Source organism: Pseudooceanicola marinus, assembly GCF_002786295.1.
In the GTDB taxonomy this organism is placed as follows: Bacteria; Pseudomonadota; Alphaproteobacteria; order Rhodobacterales; family Rhodobacteraceae; genus Pseudooceanicola; species Pseudooceanicola marinus.
Window position 1 is genome coordinate 484,216 of the sequence record NZ_PGTC01000018.1, and the last position, 25,404, is coordinate 509,619.

Here is a 25,404-nt window from a genome sequence, read left to right on the forward strand (position 1 = left end):
GGCGCCGTGGCCCGGGGGCCGCAGCCCGCAGGCCCGGCCCGCCCGGGGCATCGCGGGGCGGATCAGTTCGATGTCAGCGTTATATCAGCCGCCGAGACGGGTTCAACGGCAGGCCGCAGGCCCAACAGGGGGGCGATCCGGCGGATCACCTCGGCCGCGACCGGCACGGCGGTCCAGCCGGCGGTGCGCCGGTCCATGCCGTAGATATGGGTTTCCGGCTCATCCAGCATCAGGATCAACGTGTAGCGCGGATCGGAAGCCGGGAAGATCGAGGCGAAGGTCGCGATCGTCTTGTCCTCGTAATAGCCGCCCGAGGGCCGCAGCTTGTTCGCCGTGCCGGTCTTGCCGCCCACCTCGTAGCCCTCGACATCGCCGAAGGAGGCCGTGCCCTCGGTCACCACTTCGCGCAGCATCTGGCGCAGCGTGGCGGAGGTGCCTTCGGACATCACGCGGGTGCCTTCAGGCGGCGTGTCGCGCCGCAGCAGCGTGGGTTTCAGCAGGCGCCCGCCATTGGCGATGGCGGCATAGGCAGCGGCCACATGGGCCAGCGACACGGACATGCCGTGGCCGTAGGAGACCGTCATCGTGGTCAGTTCGGACCAGTTCGACTGGGTGCGCGGATCGGCGCTGGAGGCTTCCGCGATCTCCAGCGGCACCGTCTCCATCATGCCGAGCCGACGCAGGAATACCTGCTGCCGTTCCGGCCCGATCTTCTGCGCCAGGCGCGCCGTGCCGATGTTCGAGCTTTCCACCAGGATCTCGCGCACGTCGGTTTCGGTGCCAAGGTAGTGGTCATCGGAGATCGAGAAGCGCCCCCAGCGGATCGGCCCGCGAATGTCGATCACCGTGTCGGGGGTGGCGATGCCCTCCTCCAGCACCTGGGCGATGGTGAAGGCCTTGAAGACAGAGCCCAGTTCATAGACGCCCTGCACCGCGCGGTTGAACAGCGGGCTGTCGTCGGGGTGCCCCGAGGTCGGGTTGTGCGGGCGGTCGTTGGGGTCGAAATCGGGCAGGCTGGCCATGGCCACCACTTCGCCGGTGTTGACATCCATCAGCACGGCCGCCGCGCCCTTGGCCTTCATCAGGGACATGCCGCCCGCCAGCACCTGTTCCAGCGCCGCCTGCACCGTCAGGTCCAGCGACAGGCGCAGGGGCTGACCGGCCTTGGCCGGGTCGCGCAGCCGTTCATCGAAGGCATGTTCCAGCCCGGCAGAGCCCTTGATCTCGGCCCAGCGGGTGCCCTCGTTGTCGAAGGTGGAGCCGCCCAGGATATGCGCCGCGATCGGCCCGTTGGGGTAAAGCCGCATCTCGCGCGGGCCGAAATGCAGGCCCGGCTCGCCGATGTCATGCACCTGCTGGCGCTGTTCGGGGCTGAGGGTGCGGCGGATCCAGTAAAACTTCGATCCCGGCGTGGTGAAACGGCGGGTGAGTGTCTCGGCATCCAGCTCGGGGAAGATCTTCGCCAGTTCCTTGGCCGCGCGCTCGGGCTCGATCATCTGGTGCGGGTGCGCATAAAGCGCCGAGGTCTCCATGTTGGTCGCCAGGATGCGGCCCCGGCGGTCCACGATCTCGGCGCGCGTCGGCACGATCTGCGACGCGACACCTGCGCGGGCGGTGCGCGGCTCCTCCCCTTCGGAGCCGGCCATGACGCCCATGCGCAGGCCGATGACCGAGAAGGCACAGAAGAAGGCCAGCCCCATCACCAGCAGCCGGGTCTCGGCGCGGGCACGGGAATGGTCCCGCATCTCCTCGTGCCGGCGGCGAATGTTCTCCCGCTCGATCACGTCGGGGTTCTCGCCCCGGGCGCGGGCGTCGAGGATACGGGCCAGGGGGCGCAGCGGCGTGCGTGTCATTCCGCGCCCTCCGTGCTGTCGTCGGCGCCGCTCTGGTCGGGGGCGGGCCCCAGCGAGGAGACATCGACGGGATTGTTGAACACCACCTCCGCCTCGGGCGCGGGCGCGGGGGCCGGCGGGAAGCGCACCTGGGCCACCTTGCCGAACTGCGACGGGTCCAGCGGTTGCAGCTGCAGGTCGGGGAAGTTGATCTCGGCCAGGTCGCGCAGGCGATCGGGCCGGTTCAGATAGGCCCATTCGGCGCGCAGCATATTCAGCCGGGCCCGGGCCCGCGCGATGTCGTCCTGCAACTGTTCGGACTGTGCGATGGCCGACTGGGTCTCATAGTTCTCACGGTAGGCCCAGAAGGCCAGGCCGATCACCGACAGCGCGGAAATCAGGTAGAGAAAGGTCCTCATCGTCTTCTTCCTCCTTTGCCGCCGGGCTTCGCGGCGCCGGGCATGCCCATGGCGGCACGATCGACATCCTCGGCGGGGGCACTGGTGCGGAAGCCGACGCGCAGGCGGGCGGACCGCGAGCGCGGGTTCACGGCCAGTTCGTCGTCATCCGGGCCGATGCCCTTCTTTGTCTTCTGGGTGAAGGCGGCGGCCTCGGCCTCCTGCACGGGGGCGTAGCGGTTCACGTTGCCGGAATGGCCGGTGCGCAGCTGGAAGAAGCGTTTCACCATCCGGTCCTCGATCGAGTGGAAGGTGACCACGGCCAGCGCGCCGCCCGGCGGCAGGGCGCGTTCGGCGGCCATCAGCCCCTCGGCCAGGGCACCGTATTCGTCGTTCACCGCGATGCGTAGTGCCTGGAAGCTGCGGGTGGCGGCGTGGCTCTGCCCCGGCTTGGTGCGCGGCAGCGTGCGTTCGATCAGCTCGGCCAGGCGCAGGGTGGTGGTGATCGGTTCCTCTTCGCGGGCACGCACGATGGCGCGGGCGATGCGACGCGAGGCACGTTCTTCGCCGTAAAGGTAGAGGGTGTCAGCCAGCGGCCCCTCCTCCATCTCGTTCACCAGGTCCGCCGCCGACGGTCCCGACTGCGACATGCGCATGTCCAGCGGCCCGTCGCGCAGGAAGGAGAAGCCGCGCTCGGCCAGATCCAGCTGCATGGAAGACACGCCGAGGTCGAGCACGATCCCTGCAAGCCCTTCGGGCGCATGGGTTTCGGCCACGGCATCCATGTTTGCAAAGTTCTCCTGCACGATTTGCAAACGATCACCCCAAGCGGGCGCCCAGCTTTCGGCCATCTGCAGGGCCAGCGGATCCTGATCGATGCCGATCACGCGGTCCGCACCGGCCTCCAGCAGGCCACGGGCATAGCCGCCGGCACCGAATGTGCCGTCAATCCAGGTGCCGGTGACAGGGGCCACGGCCGCCAGCAGCGGGCGCAACAGGACGGGCACATGCGGGGCCTCGGCCTTGGCTTCGGGCCCGGAGGTGGAAGGGGTCTCGGGGCGATCAGCCATCTCTCACTCCTCCGTCGGGACAACAGAGAGATGCGGGCGCGCCTGGGCCTCGGCGCGCAGGTCATCCAGCAGCGCCTCGGGATCGAAATCTTCGTCCTCGTCGTCCAGCAGGGCCTCCTGCTCCTCGACCATGGCGTCGTAGGCCTCGGGCCGCCAGATCTGGAACGTCTTGCCGACGCCGGCGAACAGCACGGTTTCACCCGCCCCAACGCCGATCTTCTCGCGCAGCTTGGCGGGCAGGACGATGCGGCCCGTGTCGTCGATGGCAAATTCGGTGGACTGGGAGATGTACCAGCGGCGCATCAGCTTGGTACGCGGCTTCGACTGCGGCAGGCGCAGGATCATCTCGACCGTCTCGGACATGGTCTCGGCCGAGTAGCATTCCACGTGATTGTCGAGGTGGCCGCCGAAGACGGCATACATGCGGGCGGTCTTGCCGGGGGCGTATTCGCTGTCCTGGGATTCGAGCACGGCACGGAACTTGGCCGGGATGGAGACCCGACCCTTGGAGTCCACCTTGAACTCCTCCTCACCCGTGAACCTTTTTTCGCTCAAGGTTCCACTCGTCCCCTGTCCCCCTTGACCTGATTCTCCAGATGCGATTCCCTGAAACGGAAAACGGCGGATAGGACTGCTGCCACTGCCCTATCCGCCGCCCTCGTCCCGTTTCCGGGTAGTCCGACTGCGCGCGGCCACCTGGGGGGATGTCTGCTCGCCCCGCGCGCCGGATCTCTGGTTATGTGTGATGAAGGCGGGGCCTGTACTACTCACTGCCTTGGGACATCTTGGGAGGTCTTGCGCCTCTTGGGCCCCTATGTGTTCCCGTCCTCATCTGTCGCCATGGTTGTCACGGGATTTCATGGAACGCAAATGGTTTTTGCGGGATTTCATGGGAAAATCTAGTCCGTGAGGCCTTCGCGAAACAAGATCTTGGGGCACCGGACCCGCCAGGAGAGCTCAATTAGCGGAACATCGGGGGCGGAAATACCAGATATGGTAGTCCCGGCAGGCCCGCCCCGCGCGTGCCGGAATGTCCCATGCCAGACCACCGACAGGGAGAAATCGAGGTAAAGGCAGGGTGAATCCCATGTCAGCCCACCCTATTCCACGGTCACGTCGGGGTGATTCGCTGCGAGCGGAACGCGATTGGTTCGTGAGGGACGGTCAAAACCGCCGGTGGCGGCCCATCCCACGCCCTGACCCATCCGATCCCACGGCCAGTGCCCGGCTATCCCATGACCCGGTGCAGTGGGATCCCATGGTCTGTGCCGGGCGATCCCATGGGAATGTCCCATGCCCTCCCCCGACCAAGAGCCACCAGGAACGCGCGCCGGCCGGAGCCATCAAGAACGGGCAGCAAAAGACCCCCGGCACAGCGGCGTCGGGGGTCCGGGAAGACGTGGCCTCACCTGACGGATCGGGCACCAGCCGACGGATCAGGCCAAGCCATCTTCGATCAGTCGGTTTGCCAGGGCGGCATAGGCCGCCGCCTGCTTGTCGTCGCCCAGGGCAATCGGCGTGCCGGCATCCCCAGCCAGCCGCGTCTCCAGGTCCAGCGGCAGCGCGCCCAGCAGGGGCACGCCCAGCTTCGCGGCCTCGGCGGCGACGCCACCATGACCGAAGGGATGCGCCTCATGCCCGCATTCGGGACAGATGTAAGACGCCATGTTCTCGATCATGCCGACCAGCGGCACCTTCAGGGTCTGGAACATGTCGATGGCCTTGCGCGCATCCAGCAGCGCCACATCCTGCGGGGTCGAGACGATGATCGCCCCGTCCAGGGCAGAGCGCTGGCCCAGCGTCAGCTGCACGTCGCCCGTGCCCGGCGGGAGGTCGATCAGCAGCACGTCCAGCTCGCCCCATTTCACCTGGGTCATCATCTGCTGCAGGGCGCCCATGAGCATCGGCCCCCGCCAGACCACGGCCTTCGTCTCATCCAGCATAAGCCCGATCGACATCAGCGTGACGCCATGGGCGGTCAGCGGCTCGATCGTCTGGCCGTCGGGCGAGGCGGGCCGTTTGGTGGCGCCCATCATGCGCGGCTGCGAGGGGCCATAGATGTCGGCATCCAGCAGCCCCACCTTCTTGCCCTGTTTCGCCAGGGCCACGGCGAGGTTCGACGAGACAGTGGACTTGCCCACCCCACCCTTGCCGGAGCCGATGGCCAGGACATGCTTGATGCCCGCCGGCTTCATCGGCGCGGTCTGGGGCTTCGGGTGGCCACCGATCTTCAGGCTGGGGGCACTGTCACCACCGGCCGGCGCCGCCTGAGCGCCGCGCGGGGCGCCCGTGGGCTTGCCCTCATGGGCGGTCAGTGCGGCACTGGCCTTCTCCACCCCGGGCAGCGCCTGCACCAGTTCCTCGGCGGCGGCGCGGATCGCCTCCATCTTGCGGGCGGTGGCGGGATCGGGGGCCTCGATGACGAAGCGCACCTGGGGGCCGTCGACGGACAGCGCGCGCACCATGTCCCGACTGACGAGGTTGCCCCCGTCGGGCAGGGTCAGGCGTTTCAGTTCGTCCAGAATCTGGTCACGGGTCACGGTCACGGGGGTACTCCTTCTGGCCAACGGCGGGCTTTGGGCCAAGGTGCGCATTTTGGCGCCCGGAACAAGGGGGCGTGGCCCCTTGAGGCCCCGCAACCGATTGCGCCGCGGCGCACAGACTTTCTGCATCGCAGCATCCGCGGCAACCAAAGCGGTTTGGGGCGCCCTCGATGCCGACTGGGAAAATCAGCGCAAAAGCCGAAGCTGACTCAGGCACTTCATTTTCATGCAAACATGTTGCGCGACGTGGCGTCACGACGCGCAGGCTTGTTTTACTGGGACTACCTTCACATTCCGCCCAGAAATCGGGCAACAGGGACCACGTAACTTTAGGTCATCAATGCTTATGCGCTTGCTGCATAGCGGCGTTGTAGAACGGGTCATTGTGCATCCGCAGCAAATGCGCAAATAAGGTTCCAACAGCAGCGGCGAGGCAAGCCGGAACGTTAGCGCCAACACCAGGCGCCACCGACCGGACCCAGACCCGCAATACCAGTTTCGACCGTTTCAACGTTGTCGAGTTCGTTACGTGAAGGATGAGTAAGATGGCATACGCAACGCAATCTCCGGCCGCTCTGGCCCCCCAGCAAGGCATCTCCCGGATCCTGGGGTCGGTCGCGACCCGTTACGCCCGCTACTCCAAGTACCGGCGCAGCATCTCCGAGCTGTCCGCTCTCACCAACCGTGAGCTGTCGGACCTGGGTCTGCACCGTTCGATGATCAAGTCGGTCGCCTACGAGGAAGCTTACGGCGCCTCGGCGTAACGACACTTGGGATCAGTCGGCCCTCTCCTCCTCCCTGGGCCACTGAGACTGGCGGCGGTGCCTCTCCTCCTCCCTGGCACCGCCGCACCTACATCGGAGCTGAACGCTCCAACAGTTCGCCACCCTCTCCTCCTCCCTGGGTGGTGATGTCAGGACCGGCGGGAGCTCTCCTCCTCCCTGCTCCCGCCGGACACTGACCGCAGATACGGTCGCTCTCTCCTCCTCCCTGAGCGATCGTTGTATTCCGGAGATGCCTCTCCTCCTCCCTGGCATCTCCGGACCCACATAGGGGACGTTCCGGAAGGTCCTTCCCCAGACATACGCCGCCCTCTCCTCCTCCCTGGGCGCGCGTTGTTCCCGGAGATGCCTCTCCTCCTCCCTGGCATCTCCGGACCTACATAGGGGACGTTCCGAAAGGTCCATCCCGAGTCTTTCGCCGCTCTCTCCTCCTCCCTGAGCGGTGATGCCAAGACCGGCGGGAGCTCTCCTCCTCCCTGCTCCCGCCGGACGCTTGGCCCCCCATACGCGGCCCCTCTCCTCCTCCCTGGGTCCGCGTTGAATGACGGCGGCGCTCTCTCCTCCTCCCTGAGCGCCGCCGTTTTTCTTTTTCAGGACATGAGAAACGCGGACGGGGCGCTGCCCTTCTTCGCTGGCACCATCCAACGGGTGTTCTCCGGGGCGCAGGTCAGCTCCGTGAGTATTTCCGACAAGGTGAAGCAGGGGGCAGCGAAATACGGGGGCATCGGGCCGCACGGGATCGGGCGGTCCAACTGCTCTTGGCAAAAGTAGGCCACCCTACAGCCGGGCTGCGGCTGCGGCGTCCTTTCGGGGGACATCAGAGCGGGGTGGCCACGGGATGTGGCCAGGCGCCCTCAGAAGGGCACGTCGTCCGGGTTGGTGACGAATTTCGCCACGACCTTCTTCACCCCGGCCTTGTCGAAGGCGATCTCGAGCTTGTCGCCCTCGACGCCCAGGATCTCGCCATAGCCGAATTTCTGGTGGAAGACCCGTTCGCCCACCGTGTGGGCCGAGGCCGCCGTCATGTCGATGACCGAGCCGCGGGTTTCGCGCGGCTGGCTGACCGGGCGGTCAGAGGCACGCGCCTGCATCCGGCGCCAGCCGGGGGAGTTGTAGACATTGGTCTCCGCCATGCGGCTTTCCATGCCAGATTGCACCGATCCGCCCGAGGCCGCGCCATAGCCGCCGCCGTAAAGGCCCGGCGGCGTCAGCACCTCCACGTCCTCCTCGGACAACTCGTCGATGAAGCGCGAGGGCAGCTGGCTTTGCCATTGCCCGAAGACCCGCCTGTTGCCGGCAAAGGAGATCGTGCAGAGTTCCTCGGCGCGGGTGATGCCGACATAGGCCAGGCGGCGTTCTTCCTCCAGGCCCTTGAGGCCCGATTCGTCCATGGAGCGCTGCGAGGGGAACAGCCCGTCTTCCCAGCCCGGCAGGAAGATCACCGGGAATTCCAGCCCCTTGGCGGCGTGAAGGGTCATGATCGAGACCTTGGGCTCGTCCCCCGACTGCTCATTGTCCATCACCAGGCTGACATGTTCGAGGAACCCCTGAAGGTTGTCGAAATTGTCCAGCTGGCTGACCAGTTCCTTGAGGTTTTCCAGCCGTCCTGGCGCCTCAGGAGTCTTGTCGTTCTGCCACATCTCCGTGTAGCCCGACTCGTCCAGGATCTGTTCGGCCAGCTCGACATGGGAAAACGGCGCCTGCGGGCGGTCGTCGTCCATCACCACGTCATCCTCGTCCGCCAGGGTCGTGGCGGTGGCATGCAGCCGCGCCACCTCGTGCCAGCGGTCGATCTGGTCGATGAACAGCGACAGCTGCGCCGCGCCCTTGCCGGTCAGTCCCTTGTCCTGCAGCAGGATTCGCGCCCCATCCAGCAGCGAGGTGCCGTTTGCGCGCGCCACCATCTGGATCTTCTGCCGGGCCTTGTCGCCCAAGCCCCGCTTGGGGGTATTGACGATGCGCTCGAACGCCAGGTCATCGGCGGGCGATGTCACCAGGCGGAAATAGCCCATGGCATCGCGAATCTCGAGCCGTTCATAGAATCGCGGGCCGCCGATCACCTTGTACGGCAGACCGATGGTCAGGAATCGATCCTCGAAAGCGCGCATCTGGTGCGAGGCGCGCACGAGAATCGCCATGTCGTCCGCGGAATAGGGGCGCAGGCCCCGCGTGCCCTTTTCCAGTGCCTCGATCTCGTCCCCGATCCAGCGGGCTTCCTCGTCCCCGTCCCAGTGGCCGATCAGGCGCAGCTTCTCGCCCTCCTCCGCCTGGGTCCAGAGCGTCTTGCCCAGCCGATTCTCGTTGCCGGAAATCACCGAGGTCGCGGCGGCCAGGATATGCGGGGTGGAGCGATAGTTCTGTTCCAGACGGACCACCTTGGCGCCCGGAAAATCCTTTTCGAACCGCAGGATATTGCCCACTTCGGCGCCGCGCCAGCCATAGATCGACTGGTCGTCGTCCCCCACGCAGCAGATGTTCTTGTGCCCGCCGGCCAGCAGGCGCAGCCACATGTACTGTGCCACGTTGGTATCCTGGTATTCGTCGACCAGGATGTACTTGAACCACCGCTGGTACTGGGCCAGCAGGTCGGGATGGGCCTGGAAGATGGTGACCATGTGGACAATAAGGTCACCGAAATCGACGGCGTTCAGCTCTAGTAGGCGGCGCTGATATTGTTCGTAGAGTTCGGTTCCGATGTTGTTGAATGAGGCGGCTTCGGCTGCGGGCACTTTCCCAGGTGTCCAGCAGCGGTTTTTCCAGTGGTCGATGAGACCTGCAAGCTGCCTCGCTGTCCAACGTTTCTCGTCAATGCCGGCGGCCGTGATCAGTTGTTTGAGCAGGCGCTGTTGATCATCGCTATCAAGAATTGTGAAATTCGATTTGAGGTGTAGCCCGCCCCCCCAACCTACTCGCTCGTTTGCGCCTATGTCTTCCAACACCGCGTTTGGGTGCGGTTGTGTCTTAGGTTGCGCAGCCAGGGCTTTCTCCGAGATCAGCTCTGCGTGGCGTCTCAGTAGCTTAACGCAGATCGCATGGAAGGTTCCCATCCAAGGCAGTGGAGCGTTGACGTCGTAGGGCGTGACTGCAAGTCGAGTTTTCATCTCCTTGGCTGCCTTGTTGGTGAAGGTCACCGCCAAGATCTCGTCCGGTCGTGCGCGCCCAGTCGTGATCAGATGCGCCACGCGCGCCATCAGGGCCTTGGTCTTGCCCGTGCCGGCACCGGCCAGCATCAGGACGGGGCCGTCCAGCGTTTCCACCGCCTCGCGCTGCGCCGGGTTCAGGTCGTCCAGATAGGCCGTGCTGCGCATCCCCGCCATCGCCTGCTGGCTGAGGGATCCACGTGCGGGGGCGGCGGCCGCTTCGAAAGCGTCGTCTTCGGAATAACTGCTCATGCGCGCCAGAATAACGAAAAGCGGCACTGAGGAAAAGAGACGTTCCCACTCTGTTCCTGTGCTTTTCGTGCGCATCCGGCCACGGCGCCAGACGCATGGCTGCGCCAAGGTCCGTCACAGCGCCCGGAACAGCAAAGGCCACTCCGGCTGAGTGTTTGCGCAATCAAGCTATTCGCCAGACGGGATAATTGTTCACGCAAATTACTTCCAGACTTGCGCTGCGTTGCGGCATCGCGTTTGCTGTCGGAAAGGACGGCGCCCGCGCCGCGACCCTAGCCTGCAGACGAGGAGCAGACATGGCCGAATTCCAGAAAATTCTCATCGCGAACCGGGGCGAAATCGCCATCCGGATCATGCGTGCGGCAAATGAGATGGGCAAGAAAACCGTCGCCATCTATGCCGAGGAGGACAAGCTGGGGCTACATCGCTTCAAGGCGGACGAGGCCTACAAGATCGGGGAAGGCCTGGGCCCTGTCGCCGCCTACCTGTCGATCGAGGAGATCATCCGCGTCGCCAAGATGTCCGGCGCCGATGCGATCCACCCGGGCTACGGACTGCTGTCGGAGAACCCTGAGTTTGTCGACGCCTGTGTCGCCGCCGGCATCACCTTCATCGGACCCCGGGCCGAAACCATGCGGGCGCTTGGCGACAAGGCCAGCGCGCGCAAGGTGGCCGTCGCCGCCGGCGTGCCGGTGATTCCCGCGACCGAAGTGCTGGGCGACGATTTCGACGCCATCGAGAAAGAGGCGGGCGAGATCGGCTATCCCCTGATGCTGAAGGCCAGCTGGGGCGGCGGCGGGCGCGGCATGCGTCCGATCAACGGCCCCGAGGAACTGAAGGAAAAGGTGCTGGAAGGCCGGCGCGAGGCCGAGGCCGCCTTCGGCAATGGCGAGGGCTACCTGGAGAAGATGATCACCCGCGCCCGCCACGTCGAGGTGCAGATCCTAGGCGACCAGCAGGGGCATATCTACCACCTCTACGAACGTGACTGTTCGGTGCAGCGCCGTAACCAGAAGGTCGTGGAACGCGCCCCCGCCCCGTACCTCAGCGAGGCGCAGCGCGAGGAGATCTGCGAGCTGGGCCGCAAGATCTGTGCACATGTGAATTACGAATGCGCCGGCACGGTCGAATTCCTGATGGATATGGACACCGGCGCCTTCTACTTCATCGAGGTGAACCCCCGCGTGCAGGTGGAACATACCGTCACCGAGGAAGTGACCGGTATCGACATCGTGCAGGCGCAGATCATGATCGCCGAGGGCAAGAGCCTGTCGGAGGCCACCGGCAAGGCCAGCCAGTACGACGTGCGCCTGACCGGCCACGCCCTGCAGACCCGGATTACCACCGAAGATCCGCAGAACAACTTCATCCCCGACTATGGCCGCATCAGCGCCTATCGCTCCGCCACCGGGATGGGCATCCGCCTGGACGGCGGCACGGCCTACGCAGGCGGGGTCATCACCCGTTACTACGACAGCCTGCTGGTGAAGGTGACGGCCAGCGCCCAGACGCCCGAGAAGGCCATCGCGCGGATGGACCGAGCCCTGCGCGAATTCCGCATCCGGGGCGTTTCCACCAACATCGCCTTCGTGCAGAACCTGCTGAAGCACCCGACCTTCCTCAACAACCAATACACAACGAAGTTCATCGACACGACGCCGGAGCTGTTCGACTTCCGCACCCCTGCCGACCGGGGCACCAAGGTGCTGACCTACATCGCCGACGTGACGGTGAACGGGCACCCGGAAACCAAGGGACGCGCCGGCCTGCCCGAGGGGTTCAAGCTGCCCAGCCCGCCGCCCGCCGGGCCGGAGGTGCCCCCCGGTTCGAAGACCCTGCTGGACGAGAAGGGCCCGAAGGCCGTGGCGGATTGGATGCTGGCGCATGAGCCGCTGCTGATCACCGACACGACCATGCGCGACGGCCACCAGTCGCTGCTGGCCACCCGCATGCGCTCGGTCGACATGATCCGCGCCGCGCCCAGCTATGCCTCGAACCTCAGCCAGCTGTTCAGCCTGGAATGCTGGGGCGGTGCCACCTTCGACGTTGCTTTCCGTTTCCTGCAGGAAGATCCTTGGCAGCGGCTGCGCGACATCCGGGCCGCCTGCCCCAATATCCTGACCCAGATGCTGCTGCGCGGGTCCAACGGCGTGGGCTACACCAACTACCCCGACAACGTGGTGCAATCCTTCGTGAAACAGGCCGCCGAGACCGGCATGGACGTCTTCCGCGTCTTCGACAGCCTGAACTGGGTGGAAAACATGCGCGTCGCCATGGACGCGGTGATCGACACCGGCAAGATCTGCGAAGGCACCGTCTGCTACACCGGCGACATCCTGAACCCCGACCGGGCGAAGTATGACCTGAAATACTACGTCGCCATGGCGAAGGAGCTGGAGGCCGCCGGCGCCCATGTGCTGGGTGTGAAGGACATGGCGGGCCTGCTGAAACCCTCCGCGGCGCGGGTGCTGTTCAAGGCGCTGAAGGACGAGATCCAGATCCCGATCCACTTCCACACCCATGACACCTCGGGCATCGCGGGCGCCACCATCCTGGCCGCCGCCGAGGCCGGCGTGGATGCCGCCGATGCGGCGATGGACAGCTTCTCGGGCAATACCTCGCAGCCGACGCTCGGCTCGATCGTCGAGGCGCTGATGTTCACCGACCGCGACACCGGGCTGGACATCGAGCAGATCCGCCAGATGTCGGATTACTGGGAAGCAGTGCGGGCGCAATACGTGGCCTTCGAATCCGGCATGCAGGCCCCCGCATCGGAGGTCTACCTGCACGAAATGCCCGGCGGCCAGTTCACCAATCTGAAGGCACAGGCCCGGTCGATGGGGCTGGAAGAACGCTGGCACGAGGTGGCGCACACCTATGCCCAAGTGAACCAGATGTTCGGCGACATCGTGAAGGTCACGCCCTCGTCCAAGGTGGTGGGCGACATGGCCCTGATGATGGTCAGCCAGGGCCTGACCCGCGAGGAGGTCGAGGACCCGGATCGCGAAATTTCCTTCCCCGACAGCGTGATCGACATGATGCGCGGCAACCTGGGCCAGCCCCCGGGCGGCTTCCCGCCCGCGCTGGTGGCCAAGATCCTGAAGGGCGAGGCGCCCAATACGGAACGCCCCGGCGCCCATCTGCCCCCCGTCGATTTCGAGGCGGTGCGCCGCGAAATCTCCGAAAAGCTCGGCGGGCGGGAGATCGACGACGAGGACGTCAATTCCTACCTGATGTACCCCAAAGTCTTCCTCGACTACGCCACGCGCCACGAGCTCTACGGCCCCGTCCGCACCCTGCCCACGAAGACCTTCTTCTACGGCATGGAACAGGGTGAGGAGATCTCGGCGGAAATCGACCCGGGCAAGACGCTGGAGATCCGGCTGCAGGCCGTGGGCGAAACCCATGAGGACGGCGAGGCACGGGTCTTCTTCGAGCTGAACGGCCAGCCCCGCGTGATCCGCGTGGCCGACCGCTCCGCCACCGGCGGCGCGGCGGCGCGGCCCAAGGCGGACCCGACGAACGCTGCCCATGTGGCCGCGCCGATGCCGGGCGTCGTGGCCTCCATCGGGGTCAACGCAGGCCAGGCGGTCAAGCAGGGCGACCTGATCCTGACCATCGAGGCGATGAAGATGGAAACCGGCCTGCACGCCGACCGCGACGGCACGATCAAGGCCGTGCATGTCACCCCGGGCGCGCAGATCGACGCCAAGGACCTGCTGGTGGAATACGAGGAGTGAGGGGACGGCAGGGGGCGCTGCCCCCGCCGCCCTTCGGGCGCCTCCCCCGGAGTATTTCCAGCTTTCGGATATGAAAAAGGGCGCCCCGCGAGGCGCCCTTATTCCTTCAATCCCGGGGGCGCGGATCTGGCGGCGGCGGCAGAGCTCCTGCCCCGATCACCGCTCCTGCCAGGCCTCAGCCCTCCTTGCGCGCCGCGGCCTTCTTCATCCGCGCCAGAAGATCGGCCTTCGACGGACGCCCCTTCTGCCCGACGGCGCGATCCTGGCCCTTCTCGGTGTGACGCGGCACACCCTTGTGCGGCCTGGCCGCGCCCATCTTCGAATAATCCATGGCTGTCTCCTTGGCCCATGCTGTCGCTGCTCATGCCTCTTTACCACGGCTCCGGCAAGCGCTTGCTCACCTCGGCCCTTCGGCACTAGGTCTTGCGTTAACCTTCGTTAACACTTGGACCTCCCCCAATGCGTCTGCCTCTCCTGCTGTTGTTCTGCCTCGTCCTGCCGGTCTCGGCCCTGGCGCGAGAGGTGCGGGGCCCCGCGCGGATCATCGATGGCGACACGCTGGAGCTGCGCGGCCAGGTCGTGCGCCTGCTGGACATCGACGCGCCGGAAACCGGGCAGGACTGCCATGGCGCCCCCTGCGGTACAGAGGCCACCGCCTTTCTGAAACGACTGACCGCGGGGCAGCAGGTCACTTGCCAGGGGGATGAGATGGATGCCTATGACCGCCTGCTGGCTCGTTGCTCCGTCGACGGTCGTGATCTGGGCGCCGAGATGGTGCTGGCCGGCCAGGCTGTCGCCTTCCGCCGCTATGGCCTGACCTATATCGACCAGGAAAAGGTGGCCCGGATCGAGGGGCGCGGCCTCTGGGCGCGGGGCACGCCGGTGATGCCCTGGGACTATCGCGCCGGGCGCTGGCAACAGACCGCGGCCAGCACCCCGCGCGCCGATTGTCCAATCAAAGGCAACATCAATGGCAAGGGCCAGCGCATCTACCACACCCCCTATTCCGCCCACTATGACCGGACGCGGATCGACACCGCCAGGGGCGAACGCTGGTTCTGCAGCGAGGCCGAGGCCTTGGCCGCCGGCTGGCGCGCGCCCTACCGCTGATCGCCTTCGACCCGAGACTGGGCCCGCGCCTCGGTCTCCGCGATCTCGCGTCGCAACGCGCGCAGGGTCGCGAGGCTCTGGTGATATCTCTCTTCGGTCATACCGCCGTCGCGGGCGATGCAGCCCGGCACCTCTGCCGCCTCGGTCGCGCGGGTCCGCCCGACCTCTGTCAGTCGGATCTCCACCCGCCGTTCATCCGCCTGCGACCGCACCCGATCCAGCAACCCTGCCCCCTGCATCCGTTTCAGCAGCGGCGACAGGGTGTTAGTCTCCATCGACAGCGCCCGGCCGATCTCGCCCACTCCCTGCCCGTCCTTCTCATGCAGCAGCAGCAGGACCAGAAATTGCGGGTAGGTCAGCGACAACCGCTCCAGGTAGGGCGCGTAAAGCCGGATGAAGGCATGGCTGGCGGCGTAGAGGTTGAAACACAGCAGGGCCTCCGTCGCAGCCAGGGGCGCGTCGGGCTCCGTTGCGGCGGCGCCGGGCAACGGCGCGGAGGGATCGGGGGCCTGCGTCATGTTTCCGAGATAGATCGCGGGCGATTTTATCGCAAGTGCGGGCCAAGGCCTTGCCAGCGGGACTAGGGGCCTTAAGTATATCGCACACGATATAATCGCATTCGACCTTAAAGGAGTTCCTCATGTCTATCACCCCGCTTTACACCACCAGCGCCACCGCAACCGGCGGTCGCGAAGGGCGTGCCGAATCTGCCGATGGCGCCCTGTCGGTCGCCCTGGTCACCCCGAAGGAACTGGGTGGTGCCGGTGGCGACGGCACCAACCCCGAACAGATGTTCGCCGCAGGCTACGCCGCCTGTTTCCTCTCGGCGCTGAAAGCGGTCGCGCGCGGGCAGAAGATCAAGGTGCCCGACAACGCGACGACCAAAGCAGAGGTGTCCATCGGCAAGCGCGCCGATGACGGGTTCGCCCTGCAGGTGGCGATCACCGTCGATCTGCCCGGTCTGGAGGCCGACACGGCGGATCAGCTGATCAGCGCCGCCCATGAGGTCTGCCCCTACAGCCATGCCACCCGGGGCAATATCGACGTGACCGTGGGCCGCGCCTAAGCGGCACGCCTTGCAGCCAAGGCCGGGACGCCACCGCGTCCTGGCCCATCACCCGGGCGCCGGACCAGCCGCCCCTGAGGCCAGACGCGCATCGGAAAATTTCCGCGAAAAGCCCGAATTTTCCTCTTGCAGCCGCCGGGCCGTCTTTGTACATCGTGCCTCACCAAAAGGAAGCGGGCGTAGCTCAGGGGTAGAGCATTACCTTGCCAAGGTAAGGGTCGGGCGTTCGAATCGCCTCGCCCGCTCCATTTTGGACCCCAGACAGGAACCCACCTGTCGAACCGGATGCGGGCGTAGCTCAGGGGTAGAGCATTACCTTGCCAAGGTAAGGGTCGGGCGTTCGAATCGCCTCGCCCGCTCCAACTTTCCCACTTCATGACAGATCATCGCCCTTCGGGGCCGACGGCATGGCCTCACGTCGCCTGCGCCCCTGTTACGTCGCAAAAGCTTCACACTGCTTGCTCTTAACTTGATACGCATCACATACTAAACCGCCGGTCAAAAGAGGGGCGGTCATGGCGGTCAGCATCACCGATGCAGTAAAGAGGTTCGGCACGGAAACGGCCGTCGACGGGATCTCTGTCGAGATTCCCGAGGGCGCCTTCTTCACCGTGCTCGGTCCCTCCGGCTGCGGCAAGTCCACCCTGCTGCGCCTGATCGCCGGCCTGGAGCCTCTCGACGGCGGAGAGATTCGCCTGGGCGGCGCCACGGCCTCCGGCGCCGGCATCCACGTGCCCCCCGAGGATCGCGATGTCGCCGTGGTGTTCCAGACCTATGCCCTCTGGCCCCACATGGATGTGACCGGCAATGTCTCCTTTCCGCTGGAATGCGACGGCATGCCCCGGGTCCGCGCCCGCGAGGCCGCACAGACGCACCTGCAGACCGTCTCCCTGACCCCCTACGCCACGAGAAAGCCGGCCGAACTGTCGGGCGGGCAGCGCCAGCGCGTCGCCCTGGCCCGCTGCCTGGCCAGCGGGGCCAGGATCGTCCTGATGGATGAACCTCTGGCCAACCTCGACCCGCATCTGCGCACGCGGATGGAAGAGGAACTGGCCGCCTTCCACGCCGCATCGGGCGCGACGATCATCTACATCACCCATGACCAGCGCGAAGCGATGGCACTGGCCACGCGGATCGCCGTCATGGAAAACGGCCGTTTCGCCCAGGAAGGCACGCCCGAGGAGGTCCATGACCGGCCTGCCAGCGAACATGTGGCGCGTTTCATCGGGCAATCCGCCGTGCTGCAGGCGCGGTTCGCCGATGGCCTGGCCGATCTTGGTCCCGCGCAGGTGCCGCTGACCGAGGCCGCGCGCCACCGGCAGGGCCCGGGCCGCGTGGTGATCCGCCCCGCCGATCTGAGCCGGACGGACCCCGGCAGCCCCGGGGCACTGCGCGGCACCGTCTCGCGCGTGACCTATCGCGGCGGCCACTGGGAGGCACTGGCCGAGGTGCCGGGACTGGCCGAGCCCCTGCCCTTCACCTGCGCGCGCCCCTTGCAGCGCGGCGAGGCCGTCAGCCTGCGCGCCGGCCCGGTCTGGGCGATGGCCTGACGCAGACCTTGCCCCCGGCCAGAGAGCCCCTTCCAATCCTTGCCGGCGCTACCGGGTCCCGACGCCCCCCCGTGACGCAGCGACAGAGGTGACACCCGGCCTGCCGCGTGCCACCTCTGAAGCCGAGGAAAACACCCGGGAGGAACCCATGAGCCTGCCCCAAGCGCTCTCCAACCTGCGTCTGCCGCTGATCGGCAGCCCGCTTTTCATCATTTCCAACCCCGATCTGGTGATCGCCCAGTGCAAGGCCGGCATCGTCGGCTCCTTCCCGGCGCTGAATGCGCGCGAGAAGGCGGGCGAGCCGATCGAGCTGGAACGCTGGCTGACCCGGATCAACGAAGAGCTGGACCGGCATAACCAAGACAACCCCGATACCCCGGCGGCGCCCTACGCGGTGAACCAGATCGTGCACAAGTCGAACGTCCGGCTGGAGCGGGACGTGGAAATCTGCATGAAGCACAAGGTGCCGGTCTGGATCACCTCGCTGGGAGCCCGGCCCGAGGTCAACGAGGCCGCCCACGCCGGCGGCGGCATCGTGCTGCACGACGTCATCAACGACCGTTTCGCCCACAAGGCCATCGAGAAGGGCGCCGACGGCCTGATCGCCGTGGCCGCCGGCGCCGGCGGCCACGCGGGCGCGCAATCCCCCTTCGCGCTGGTTCAGGAAATCCGCGCCTGGTTCGACGGCCCGCTGTTCCTCTCGGGCGCCATTGCCCGCGGCGACAGCCTGCTGGCCGCGCTGGCCATGGGCGCCGACGGCGGCTACGCCGGGTCCGCCTTCATCGCCACCGAGGAGGCCAACGCGGCCGAGGCCTACAAGCAGATGATCACCGACTGCGGTGCTTCCGACATAGTCTATTCCAACCTCTTCACAGGTGTCTGGGGCAACTACCTGAAGCCCTCCGTCGCGGCGGCCGGCATGGACCCAGAAGCGCTGGAGATCTCGGACCCGTCGAAGATGGATTTCGGCGGCGCCAAGCCGAAAAGCTGGAAGGAGATCTGGGGCTCGGGCCAGGGCATCGGCGCGGTGAAGGAGATCCTTCCGACCGCGAAACTGGTCGACCGTCTGGAGGCCGAGTATCTCGCCGCGCAGGACCGGCTCGCCGCGCAGCTCGGCTGGACCCGCGGCTGATCGGCGAATACCCGCCCAGAAATTGAGCATCTGTTCAGGCGCCGCCCCGCACCCCAGGGTGGCGCCCGTAACTTTTCCACATCCCTAGGCTGCACGCCCCTTGAGGGGTGATTTAGCGCCAATACACACGGTACTTGCAGGGAATAAAACTGACGCGGCTCGGCAGAGACCACTTGCGACATGACCCGTCCCCAGCGTAGGCAAGGGCCAAAATAAAATCCGATATGGCGCGTCCCCGCCGCTCCAACCGGAATGCGGGCATATTGCGTTTTATTGCAGGTCGCTCCGCCGGTTTCTCAGAACCGGAGTTTTCGGTGCCCAGCGTCCGGCTTAGCGCATAGGGCATTCTTAGACGCGAGTTCAATGACCCGTGAGTCTGGAGAGTTTCCTGCGCGACAATGTCGCTCCGGATTAATCGGCAATATTGTTTGTCTACAGCTTCGTCGTGAAACGGGTGCGAATCCCGAATCACACACCAACAAATGACTGAGGGGCAAATGGCAGATTGGAATGGGGAGATCGCATCGCGCGAGGAACTGCGTGAACGCAAACGCCGCGCCGCACTTCGGGTCGCATCCCGTCTCTTCAACGAAAAGGGCTACCACGCGACATCGCTGGACGAGATCGCCGACCGTATCGGCGTGACCAAGACGGCGCTCTACTACTACTTCCGTAACAAGGAAGAGCTGCTCTACGAGTGCATCGAGATCAGTCTGAAGGCCGGGGAACGCGCCAAGGCCGAGACCGAAGAGGCCGGGCCGGGCGCCTTTGATCGGTTTCGCACCTTCTACCTCGCCTTTCTGCGCCACGTCATCGAGGATGGCGGCACCTATGCCACGCTGGTCAACATCCGCGCCCTGCCGGCCTCGATGCAGCAGCAGCTGGTGCAACGTCGCGAAACGCTGCGCGCGCATATCCAGAGCCTTCTCGACCGGGCCGTGGCCGAAGGCCGCCTGCGCGAGGTCGAGACCGAGAGCACGTCCCTGTTCCTCTTCGCCGCCATCAACTGGATCATGGCCTACAGCCTGGAACAGCATGGCGGACGCGCCGACCCCAAAATCACAGCTGAGGCCTTCCTCGACCAGGTTCTGCGAGGGCTTGAAAGCCGATAGCCCCGGCAGAGGCCTTCAAGGGTCCCTCCTCACCGCCGGTCGCCCCCCCATGTCACCCGGCGGCCCCCACGCCGAGCCGATCGCCAGCCACGCCGCTCGTCCTTTCCCCGCCATCGCCACCGGACCCGCCGCCCTGCCATGACAGGAGGGCGGGAACGCGGCCCATGGGATCAGTTGGTAATCAGCGAATAGGAGCTCGCGGCGGGGCCACGATTGACCACCTCGACGGTAAAGACCTCGGAGGTGGCCGGGCGCCAGCCGCAATAGGCAATGGCGCTTATGTCCGTATCCGAACAGACCAGCCGCCCCAGTCCGTCGCGCACGAACAGGTTCAGGTCCGCCCCGGTATCCTTCGCCTCGACATAGACCTCCGCATAGTCCCCGCCGATGTATTCCAGCGGCGGATAGGTATCCTTGCCATTTCCCGAGATCGTGGTGATCGAATAGACCTGCCCCGAGGCGACCCCCTTGGTGCCAGCGAACCTCACGTCGTCGGCCAGCTTTGCAATCGTCTCGGATCCGCCTGACATCTCCAAAGCCGCGTCCAGCATCCGTTGCCAGGACAGCAGCCGGGGTTCCGGGGTGATCCCCTCGGCGGACGGCCCTTCCTTCACCGGCTGACGCTGCACCTGCATGGCCAGCACCGACTTGCGCAACCGGGCCGCCGCCACCGCCAGCATCGGATCCCGCAGATCCTGCGCCGCCTCGAACAGCCGCGCCGACAGCTCGGCGTTGCGGATCACGCTCTGGGCCGCTGCCGGCAGGGTGCCCCCCAGGCCAATAAGGGCCGCCAGGGCCAGCGCCATGGCGGAGCGGCGCGGGGCACGACGCGGAACGGACGGACGGGGCAAAACAGGCAAACGGGGCAGCGAAACGGGCATGGGAAAATCTCGTGTCGGAAATGCTGCCCGAAGGATTGCCCCCACCCGGAGGCATTTCAACGAAAATCTGGAATGCGGGCGCCCCTACGGCCACCATCCGACCCCATGGCACAACTTGTCATGTGAGCTGCCCGGATCGCGGCGTTAGCACTACAAATTGACAGGACCGTCCCTGCCGGAGGCCTGAAAGGACTGCCGATGCCCCTGCCCCGTCGCCTGTTCGCGCGCCTTTTGCGCCCGCATGTCGCCCCGCGCGGGGATGGGCCTGGCCGGTCATGGTTGGACTGGGGACGGCCCTAGCGCTTCTCCCCGGTGCCACCCTCGCCCGCATCTATCTACCCCAGGCCACCCTGCGGGCCGAGACCGCGCCGGACGCCCTGCTCGCCGCGGCGCTGGCGCGCGGTCTGGCAGCGACGGCAGAGCTCTACACCGACATGGGCTCACCTGCCTTTCTCGGTAGCAGCTTCCTCTTCGGGACGAAACCGATCCTCGTCACCAATACCCATGTGATCGGGGCAGGCGTAGATCGTCGCGCGGTTCGGCGATGGCCAGAGGCGCAGCGCGACGCTGCTCCGGCAGGACCGGGCGCGGGACCTGGCCCTTTTCACCCTGACCGGGCCCACCCCTGCACCCGGCCTTTCGCCTACCCGCGCCGCGGCGGCCATGGGGGAACGCAGCCTGATCGCCCAGCTTCTGTCCAACCTCCTCGACAACGCGATGACGTTCTGCCGCCCCGGCGACAGCATCGCGATGCTCCTCTCCGCCGGGGCGACCGCCTGGTGATGACCCTCGCCGATACCGGTCCCGGCCTGCCCGAGGCGCAACGCGCCGAGATCACCCGCCGCTTCGTCCGGGCCGAACGCAATCGCGACGTGGCTGGCTACGGCCTGGGTCTGGCGCTGGTTCGGGCGATTGCCACCCGCCACGGCGCCAAACTCACCCTGCCGGCAAGCGAAAAGGGTTTCCGGATCGAGATCGCCTGGCCTAAGCTGTCGCGGGATTGATCCCCCGACCCCAGGACCTGCATGCGATTTCAGACACGCCTTTTGACCGCCCTTCCCCTGGCCCTCGCCCTGTCGGCCTGCGCCGTCCTGAACCCGCCCCTGAACCAGCTGCGTGACCAAGGCGTGAACGAAACCACCCGGGCCACCCCTGCCGGGGACGAAGAGCTGTGGGTGGGCCTGGCCTTCTCGGGCGGCGGGATGCGCGCCTCGGCCTTCGCCCATGGGGTGGTGGAAGAGCTGCGCGTCATGACCGCCCGGCCCGGCGACCCGGACGGCATCCTGTCGGAGCTACGGCTGGTCACCGGCGTCTCGGGCGGCTCGGTCACGGCGGCCTACTACGGGCTGTACGGCGCCGAGGGCGTGGATGGCTACCGCGACGGCTATCTGGTGCAGGACGGCGAACGCTACATGGCCAACAATCCGCTGAACCCGGTGACCATCGCGCGCGGCCTCTCGGGCGGGGCCAATGGGCGCAAGACCTTCGGGCGGTTCCTCGACGAGGCGCTGTTTCACGGCGCCACCTTCGGCGACCTGGCGCGGCGATCGCCGATCATCACCTGGGTCAATGCCACCGACGTGGCCAACCAGACCACCTTCCTGTTCACGCCGGAAACCTTCGACGCGCTTTGTTCCGACCTGGCCAGCTTCCCGATCTCGGATGCGGTGGCGGCCTCGGCGGCCTATCCGCTGGTTTTCTCACCCATCGTCGTGGACAGCCACCAGGGCGATTGCGCCTATCGCGCGCCCGACTGGCTGACGGCGGCGCGCTATAACTCCGAAGCGACGGGCGCCATGCGCGCCCATGCGGCGGCGCTGGAAAGCTATGCCACCGACCCCGACATGCGGTTCGTGAAGCTGCTGGACGGGGGCATCACCGACAACTTCGGCACCACTGGCCTGGCGGTGGAACGGGCCCGCGCCGAGGCGCCGCACGCGCCGCTTTCGGCGCGCGAGGCGTTGAAACTGTCGCGGCTGCTGTTCCTGGTGGCCGATGCGGGCGTCGAGCAGCCCAACGACTGGACGACCCGGATGCATGGCCCGGGCGGCGGGCAGCTGGCGCGAGCCATCGTGCAATCGGCGATGACCGCGGCCTCGCGCACCGGATTCGACGCCATGCGCCTGCAACTGGACCGCTGGCAGGAGGATCTGGTGGACTACCGCTGTTCCCTGACCCTGGCCGAGGTGGCGCGGCTGCGCGGCTCGGCGGCAGGCTGGGATTGCCGCGACCTGAAGTTCTTCGTGGGCATGGTCAGTTTCGACGATCTGGGCGGGCAGATGGAGGACCGACTGAACGCGATTCCCACCCGGCTGGCGCTGGAGGAGGCCGAGGTCGACCTGTCGATCTCGGCGGGCCGCCGCACGACGCACCAGAACCCGGAGGTTAACGGCTTCCTCGCCTCGACCGCGCGCTATGGCACAGACCGGCTGTCGGCCATCGACGCCGGCACCGCCCGGCGCATCGCCCCTGTAGGCGGAGCGAGGCAGATCGCGCCCGTCTCCTCGCAATAGCGCGCTCTAGCCTTGCCTTTGGCGCGGGCTGCAAGCCCGGGCCGCGCCCGCCCCTCCCCCCGGGAGGGCGCACGGCGATGTCATGCGCAGCCTGAGGCACGGCGGGACTTTGAGATGCATCGATAGGAGAAAGGTCTCAAGGCGCCCGCCCAGGGTCGGGCGCGTCCCTCTTCGCAAAGCCGGTCTCGGCACGGGGTGCGGTCCGGGCTGGCCACCCCTGCCAGGGACGGTCGGAAAGGGCGACCCCAAGGAAAAGGGCGGGAACATCCCCGCCCTTCGCCCACTCGCTTAAGCGATGATGTTTGACCCCGGGCCATAGGGGAACCTGGTGATGTTCTCGGCGCCATCTTCGCCCACCACCAGGATGTCATGCTCGCGGTAGCCGCCCGCACCCGGCATCCCCTCGGGCAGCCACAGCATCGGCTCCATCGACACCACCATGCCCGGCGCCAGCACCGTGTCGATATCCTCGCGAAACTCCAGCCCCGCCTCGCGGCCATAGTAGTGCGACAGCACGCCGAAGCTGTGGCCGTAGCCGAAGGAGCGGTATTGCAGCAGACCCTCCTCCGCCAGGAAGCGGTTCAGCTCATCGCAGATCTGGGCACAGCTGATGCCCGGCTTGATCAGCGACAGGCCCAGCTCATGCGTCGCCACGTTGGCCTGCCAGATCTTCAGGCTGGCCGCATCGGGCTCGCCCAGGAACAGGGTGCGTTCCAGCGCGGTGTAATAGGCCGAGATCATCGGGAAGCAGTTCAGTGACAGGATGTCGCCCATTTCCAGCGCCCGGGTGGTCACAGGGTTATGGGCGCCGTCGGTGTTCAGGCCGGACTGGAACCAGACCCAGGTGTCGCGCAGCTCGCTGTGGGGATGGGCGCGGGCAATCTCGGCCTCCATCGCGTCGCGGCCCGCCATGGCCACGTCGATCTCGCGCGCGCCTTCCTGGATCGCGGCACGGATCGCTGCGCCGCCCAGATCGGCGATGCGGGCGCCTTCGCGGATCAGGGCGATCTCTTCAGCCGACTTGATCATCCGAGCCTGCATGGTGGCGGGGGCCACATCGACCACCTCGGGCGCGCCCAGGAACTCGGCCAGCTTCGCCGATTGCGCCAGGGTCAGGTGATCGCCCTCGATCCCCACCCGGCGCGCGCCGCCCGCCAGGTCCCGCACCGCGCGCCAGTAATTGTCGCGCTGCCAGTCGGTGTAGATGACGTTCTCGCAATGGCTGCGCCGCCAGGGCTGGCCTGCGTCGATATTGGCGCTGACCGTGGTGCAGGCCTCGGCCGTCACAACGCAGGCATAGGGCCGCCCGAAGGAGCAATAGAGGAAGCCCGAGTAATAGGCGATGTTGTGCATCGAGGTCAGCACGACCACGGGCAGGTCCATCTCGGCCATGATCGCGCGAAGCCGTGCCAGGCGCGCGGCGTATTCGGCAGCGGAGAATGGCAGCGGGGCCTTGTCGCCATTGTGGCAGGTGAAGGTATCGACGCGGGTGTTCAGTTGGGTTGCCAGATCGGCCATGTCTCAATCCTCATTCCGGAGGCCGGAGCGGGAGAGACGTCCACGACCCGGCGCAAACGTCCGGGCGTACAGGACAGGGGTGAACCTATCGGACCGGGAATGCGCGCCGACGCCATCGGCGCGCGGGTCCGTGCGGATCTTCTAGCCGAAGAGCGGCCGCTCGGCAAAGCGGAAAGTGACGTGCCCCGGTCCCGCGCGCGCTTCTGCCCTGGTCCAGACCAGCGGCCCTCAGGGTTCGATCAGCGCCACCAGCTTGCCCTCGAAGATCGAGAAGCGCGCGGACACCTTCTCGGGCGCGGCACAGACGGCCTCGACGCCCGACAGCATGGTCCAGATGCCATCCTCGCGCTTCTCCTCGACTTCCAGTTCCAACAGCAGATCCCCCTTTGCATCGAAGGCCGCGAGGCGCAGGTGCGCCTCGCCCACCGGGGCCGGGGTCAGGCGGGCGTAGAAGGCCGCCCCCTGCGGATCGGCCTCCGCCCGGGCCGCTGGATCCTGCCCGGCAGAGACGGCGCAGAAGGTGGCAACGCCGTCGGGCACCAGGAAATAGCTCAAGGGGCCGCTTTCCGGGGCGACGGAGAAATCCAGCATCAGCGCGTGGTCTGTGCCCATCGGGGCGGAGGTATCGGCCATGGCGGCGCCTTTCAGGCTGAAGGCCAGAAGCGCGGCCAGGGTCAGGAGACGCAGAAAACCCATAAGATAGGAGCGCAAACGGGCATCAAACTGTCGGGGCGGCATGTCCGTCCTCCTCGGGGTCGCACCACG

21 protein-coding genes and 2 tRNA genes are annotated in these 25,404 nt (G+C 66.5%); 11 read left to right on the forward strand and 12 right to left on the reverse strand.

The window, feature by feature from the left end:
- Positions 1-62 precede the first annotated feature (62 nt).
- The 5 genes from CVM50_RS16320 to CVM50_RS16340 all read right to left on the reverse strand — a co-directional run bounded on the left by CVM50_RS16320 (position 63) and on the right by CVM50_RS16340 (position 5,846).
- Positions 63-1,853 carry a peptidoglycan D,D-transpeptidase FtsI family protein gene (locus CVM50_RS16320; RefSeq protein WP_085888493.1) on the reverse strand — a complete coding sequence of 597 codons (1,791 nt, stop codon included), beginning with the start codon at positions 1,851-1,853 and terminating at the stop codon, positions 63-65.
- On the reverse strand, positions 1,850-2,251 hold the full coding sequence (ftsL, locus tag CVM50_RS16325) for a cell division protein FtsL (protein WP_085888494.1): 402 nt from the start codon (positions 2,249-2,251) through the stop codon (positions 1,850-1,852). Before ftsL ends, CVM50_RS16320 begins: the two co-directional genes overlap by 4 nt.
- Positions 2,248-3,300 carry a 16S rRNA (cytosine(1402)-N(4))-methyltransferase RsmH gene (rsmH, locus tag CVM50_RS16330; RefSeq protein WP_085888495.1) on the reverse strand — a complete coding sequence of 351 codons (1,053 nt, stop codon included), beginning with the start codon at positions 3,298-3,300 and terminating at the stop codon, positions 2,248-2,250. Before rsmH ends, ftsL begins: the two co-directional genes overlap by 4 nt.
- A gap of 3 nt (positions 3,301-3,303) precedes the next feature.
- Complete coding sequence (locus tag CVM50_RS16335) at positions 3,304-3,855, reverse strand: division/cell wall cluster transcriptional repressor MraZ (protein ID WP_085888496.1); 552 nt, start codon at positions 3,853-3,855, stop codon at positions 3,304-3,306.
- A gap of 881 nt (positions 3,856-4,736) precedes the next feature.
- Positions 4,737-5,846: an Mrp/NBP35 family ATP-binding protein gene (locus CVM50_RS16340; protein ID WP_085888497.1), complete on the reverse strand. Its 1,110-nt coding sequence runs from the start codon at positions 5,844-5,846 to the stop codon at positions 4,737-4,739.
- A gap of 542 nt (positions 5,847-6,388) precedes the next feature.
- Between CVM50_RS16340 and CVM50_RS16345 the strand changes: the two genes are divergently transcribed.
- Positions 6,389-6,607, forward strand: coding sequence for a DUF1127 domain-containing protein (locus tag CVM50_RS16345; RefSeq protein ID WP_085888498.1), 219 nt, complete (start codon positions 6,389-6,391; stop codon positions 6,605-6,607).
- Between the two features lie 12 nt (positions 6,608-6,619).
- Here the strand turns inward: CVM50_RS16345 and CVM50_RS22000 are convergent, their stop codons facing one another.
- Together CVM50_RS22000 and CVM50_RS16360 are read right to left on the reverse strand one after the other, a co-directional pair.
- Positions 6,620-7,030, reverse strand: coding sequence for a hypothetical protein (locus CVM50_RS22000; protein WP_085888499.1), 411 nt, complete (start codon positions 7,028-7,030; stop codon positions 6,620-6,622).
- Positions 7,031-7,479: 449 nt separating this feature from the next.
- Positions 7,480-10,017, reverse strand: a complete 2,538-nt coding sequence (locus tag CVM50_RS16360) for an ATP-dependent helicase (protein ID WP_085888567.1) — start codon at positions 10,015-10,017, stop codon at positions 7,480-7,482.
- Positions 10,018-10,313: 296 nt separating this feature from the next.
- Here CVM50_RS16360 and CVM50_RS16365 point away from each other — a divergent pair, with 296 nt between their 5' ends.
- Positions 10,314-13,757, forward strand: a complete 3,444-nt coding sequence (locus CVM50_RS16365; RefSeq protein ID WP_085888501.1) for a pyruvate carboxylase — start codon at positions 10,314-10,316, stop codon at positions 13,755-13,757.
- 175 nt (positions 13,758-13,932) lie between these two features.
- Here the strand turns inward: CVM50_RS16365 and CVM50_RS21755 are convergent, their stop codons facing one another.
- Complete coding sequence (locus CVM50_RS21755; RefSeq protein WP_100148521.1) at positions 13,933-14,088, reverse strand: hypothetical protein; 156 nt, start codon at positions 14,086-14,088, stop codon at positions 13,933-13,935.
- Positions 14,089-14,216: 128 nt separating this feature from the next.
- Between CVM50_RS21755 and CVM50_RS16375 the strand changes: the two genes are divergently transcribed.
- Positions 14,217-14,867: a thermonuclease family protein gene (locus tag CVM50_RS16375; RefSeq protein ID WP_085888502.1), complete on the forward strand. Its 651-nt coding sequence runs from the start codon at positions 14,217-14,219 to the stop codon at positions 14,865-14,867.
- Here the strand turns inward: CVM50_RS16375 and CVM50_RS16380 are convergent.
- Positions 14,858-15,385, reverse strand: a complete 528-nt coding sequence (locus CVM50_RS16380) for a MarR family winged helix-turn-helix transcriptional regulator (protein WP_085888503.1) — start codon at positions 15,383-15,385, stop codon at positions 14,858-14,860. The two genes, CVM50_RS16375 and CVM50_RS16380, sit on opposite strands and share 10 nt — an antisense overlap.
- Positions 15,386-15,507: 122 nt before the next feature.
- Here CVM50_RS16380 and CVM50_RS16385 point away from each other — a divergent pair, with 122 nt between their 5' ends.
- From CVM50_RS16385 to CVM50_RS16410, 6 genes are all read left to right on the forward strand, one after another.
- Positions 15,508-15,933, forward strand: coding sequence for an organic hydroperoxide resistance protein (locus tag CVM50_RS16385; protein WP_085888504.1), 426 nt, complete (start codon positions 15,508-15,510; stop codon positions 15,931-15,933).
- Positions 15,934-16,106: 173 nt separating this feature from the next.
- A tRNA-Gly gene (locus tag CVM50_RS16390) sits at positions 16,107-16,181 on the forward strand.
- A gap of 39 nt (positions 16,182-16,220) precedes the next feature.
- A tRNA-Gly gene (locus tag CVM50_RS16395) sits at positions 16,221-16,295 on the forward strand.
- A 153-nt stretch (positions 16,296-16,448) separates the two neighbouring features.
- Positions 16,449-17,483 carry an ABC transporter ATP-binding protein gene (locus tag CVM50_RS16400; RefSeq protein WP_085888505.1) on the forward strand — a complete coding sequence of 345 codons (1,035 nt, stop codon included), beginning with the start codon at positions 16,449-16,451 and terminating at the stop codon, positions 17,481-17,483.
- A 148-nt stretch (positions 17,484-17,631) separates the two neighbouring features.
- On the forward strand, positions 17,632-18,615 hold the full coding sequence (locus CVM50_RS16405) for an NAD(P)H-dependent flavin oxidoreductase (protein ID WP_085888506.1): 984 nt from the start codon (positions 17,632-17,634) through the stop codon (positions 18,613-18,615).
- Between the two features lie 497 nt (positions 18,616-19,112).
- Entirely contained in the window at positions 19,113-19,727 is a 615-nt protein-coding gene (locus CVM50_RS16410) for a TetR/AcrR family transcriptional regulator (protein ID WP_157792210.1), read from the forward strand.
- Between the two features lie 170 nt (positions 19,728-19,897).
- Here the strand turns inward: CVM50_RS16410 and CVM50_RS16415 are convergent, their stop codons facing one another.
- Positions 19,898-20,608: a hypothetical protein gene (locus CVM50_RS16415; RefSeq protein WP_157792211.1), complete on the reverse strand. Its 711-nt coding sequence runs from the start codon at positions 20,606-20,608 to the stop codon at positions 19,898-19,900.
- Between the two features lie 782 nt (positions 20,609-21,390).
- On the opposite strand from CVM50_RS16415, the gene CVM50_RS21440 reads away from it, so the two are divergent.
- Together CVM50_RS21440 and CVM50_RS16425 are read left to right on the forward strand one after the other, a co-directional pair.
- On the forward strand, positions 21,391-21,612 hold the full coding sequence (locus CVM50_RS21440) for a sensor histidine kinase (RefSeq protein WP_157792212.1): 222 nt from the start codon (positions 21,391-21,393) through the stop codon (positions 21,610-21,612).
- Between the two features lie 21 nt (positions 21,613-21,633).
- A complete protein-coding gene (locus tag CVM50_RS16425; protein WP_085888510.1) occupies positions 21,634-23,121 on the forward strand; it encodes a patatin-like phospholipase family protein in 1,488 nt (495 codons plus the stop codon).
- A 288-nt stretch (positions 23,122-23,409) separates the two neighbouring features.
- On the opposite strand, the gene CVM50_RS16430 is transcribed toward CVM50_RS16425, so the two are convergent.
- Positions 23,410-24,639, reverse strand: a complete 1,230-nt coding sequence (locus CVM50_RS16430; protein WP_085888511.1) for an aminopeptidase P family protein — start codon at positions 24,637-24,639, stop codon at positions 23,410-23,412.
- A gap of 228 nt (positions 24,640-24,867) precedes the next feature.
- Positions 24,868-25,377 (reverse strand): hypothetical protein, encoded by a 510-nt coding sequence (locus CVM50_RS16435; RefSeq protein WP_085888512.1) that lies wholly within the window; start codon positions 25,375-25,377, stop codon positions 24,868-24,870.
- Between the last annotated feature and the right edge of the window lie 27 nt (positions 25,378-25,404).

Excerpts from the sequence above, each read along its gene's own strand:
- CVM50_RS16400 (WP_085888505.1), top strand. The coding sequence starts at position 16,449 with ATGGCGGTCAGCATCACCGATGCAGTAAAGAGGTTCGGCACGGAAACG.
- ftsL (WP_085888494.1), bottom strand. The coding sequence starts at position 2,251 with ATGAGGACCTTTCTCTACCTGATTTCCGCGCTGTCGGTGATCGGCCTG.
- CVM50_RS16365 (WP_085888501.1), top strand. The coding sequence starts at position 10,314 with ATGGCCGAATTCCAGAAAATTCTCATCGCGAACCGGGGCGAAATCGCC.
- CVM50_RS21755 (WP_100148521.1), bottom strand. The coding sequence starts at position 14,088 with ATGGATTATTCGAAGATGGGCGCGGCCAGGCCGCACAAGGGTGTGCCG.
- CVM50_RS16320 (WP_085888493.1), bottom strand. The coding sequence starts at position 1,853 with ATGACACGCACGCCGCTGCGCCCCCTGGCCCGTATCCTCGACGCCCGC.
- CVM50_RS16405 (WP_085888506.1), top strand. The coding sequence starts at position 17,632 with ATGAGCCTGCCCCAAGCGCTCTCCAACCTGCGTCTGCCGCTGATCGGC.
- CVM50_RS16385 (WP_085888504.1), top strand. The coding sequence starts at position 15,508 with ATGTCTATCACCCCGCTTTACACCACCAGCGCCACCGCAACCGGCGGT.
- CVM50_RS16380 (WP_085888503.1), bottom strand. The coding sequence starts at position 15,385 with ATGACGCAGGCCCCCGATCCCTCCGCGCCGTTGCCCGGCGCCGCCGCA.
- CVM50_RS16425 (WP_085888510.1), top strand. The coding sequence starts at position 21,634 with ATGCGATTTCAGACACGCCTTTTGACCGCCCTTCCCCTGGCCCTCGCC.
- CVM50_RS16430 (WP_085888511.1), bottom strand. The coding sequence starts at position 24,639 with ATGGCCGATCTGGCAACCCAACTGAACACCCGCGTCGATACCTTCACC.
- CVM50_RS16410 (WP_157792210.1), top strand. The coding sequence starts at position 19,113 with ATGGCAGATTGGAATGGGGAGATCGCATCGCGCGAGGAACTGCGTGAA.
- CVM50_RS22000 (WP_085888499.1), bottom strand. The coding sequence starts at position 7,030 with ATGGACCTTTCGGAACGTCCCCTATGTAGGTCCGGAGATGCCAGGGAG.
- CVM50_RS16360 (WP_085888567.1), bottom strand. The coding sequence starts at position 10,017 with ATGAGCAGTTATTCCGAAGACGACGCTTTCGAAGCGGCCGCCGCCCCC.
- rsmH (WP_085888495.1), bottom strand. The coding sequence starts at position 3,300 with ATGGCTGATCGCCCCGAGACCCCTTCCACCTCCGGGCCCGAAGCCAAG.
- CVM50_RS16415 (WP_157792211.1), bottom strand. The coding sequence starts at position 20,608 with ATGCCCGTTTCGCTGCCCCGTTTGCCTGTTTTGCCCCGTCCGTCCGTT.
- CVM50_RS16345 (WP_085888498.1), top strand. The coding sequence starts at position 6,389 with ATGGCATACGCAACGCAATCTCCGGCCGCTCTGGCCCCCCAGCAAGGC.
- CVM50_RS16435 (WP_085888512.1), bottom strand. The coding sequence starts at position 25,377 with ATGCCGCCCCGACAGTTTGATGCCCGTTTGCGCTCCTATCTTATGGGT.
- CVM50_RS16375 (WP_085888502.1), top strand. The coding sequence starts at position 14,217 with ATGCGTCTGCCTCTCCTGCTGTTGTTCTGCCTCGTCCTGCCGGTCTCG.
- CVM50_RS21440 (WP_157792212.1), top strand. The coding sequence starts at position 21,391 with ATGACCCTCGCCGATACCGGTCCCGGCCTGCCCGAGGCGCAACGCGCC.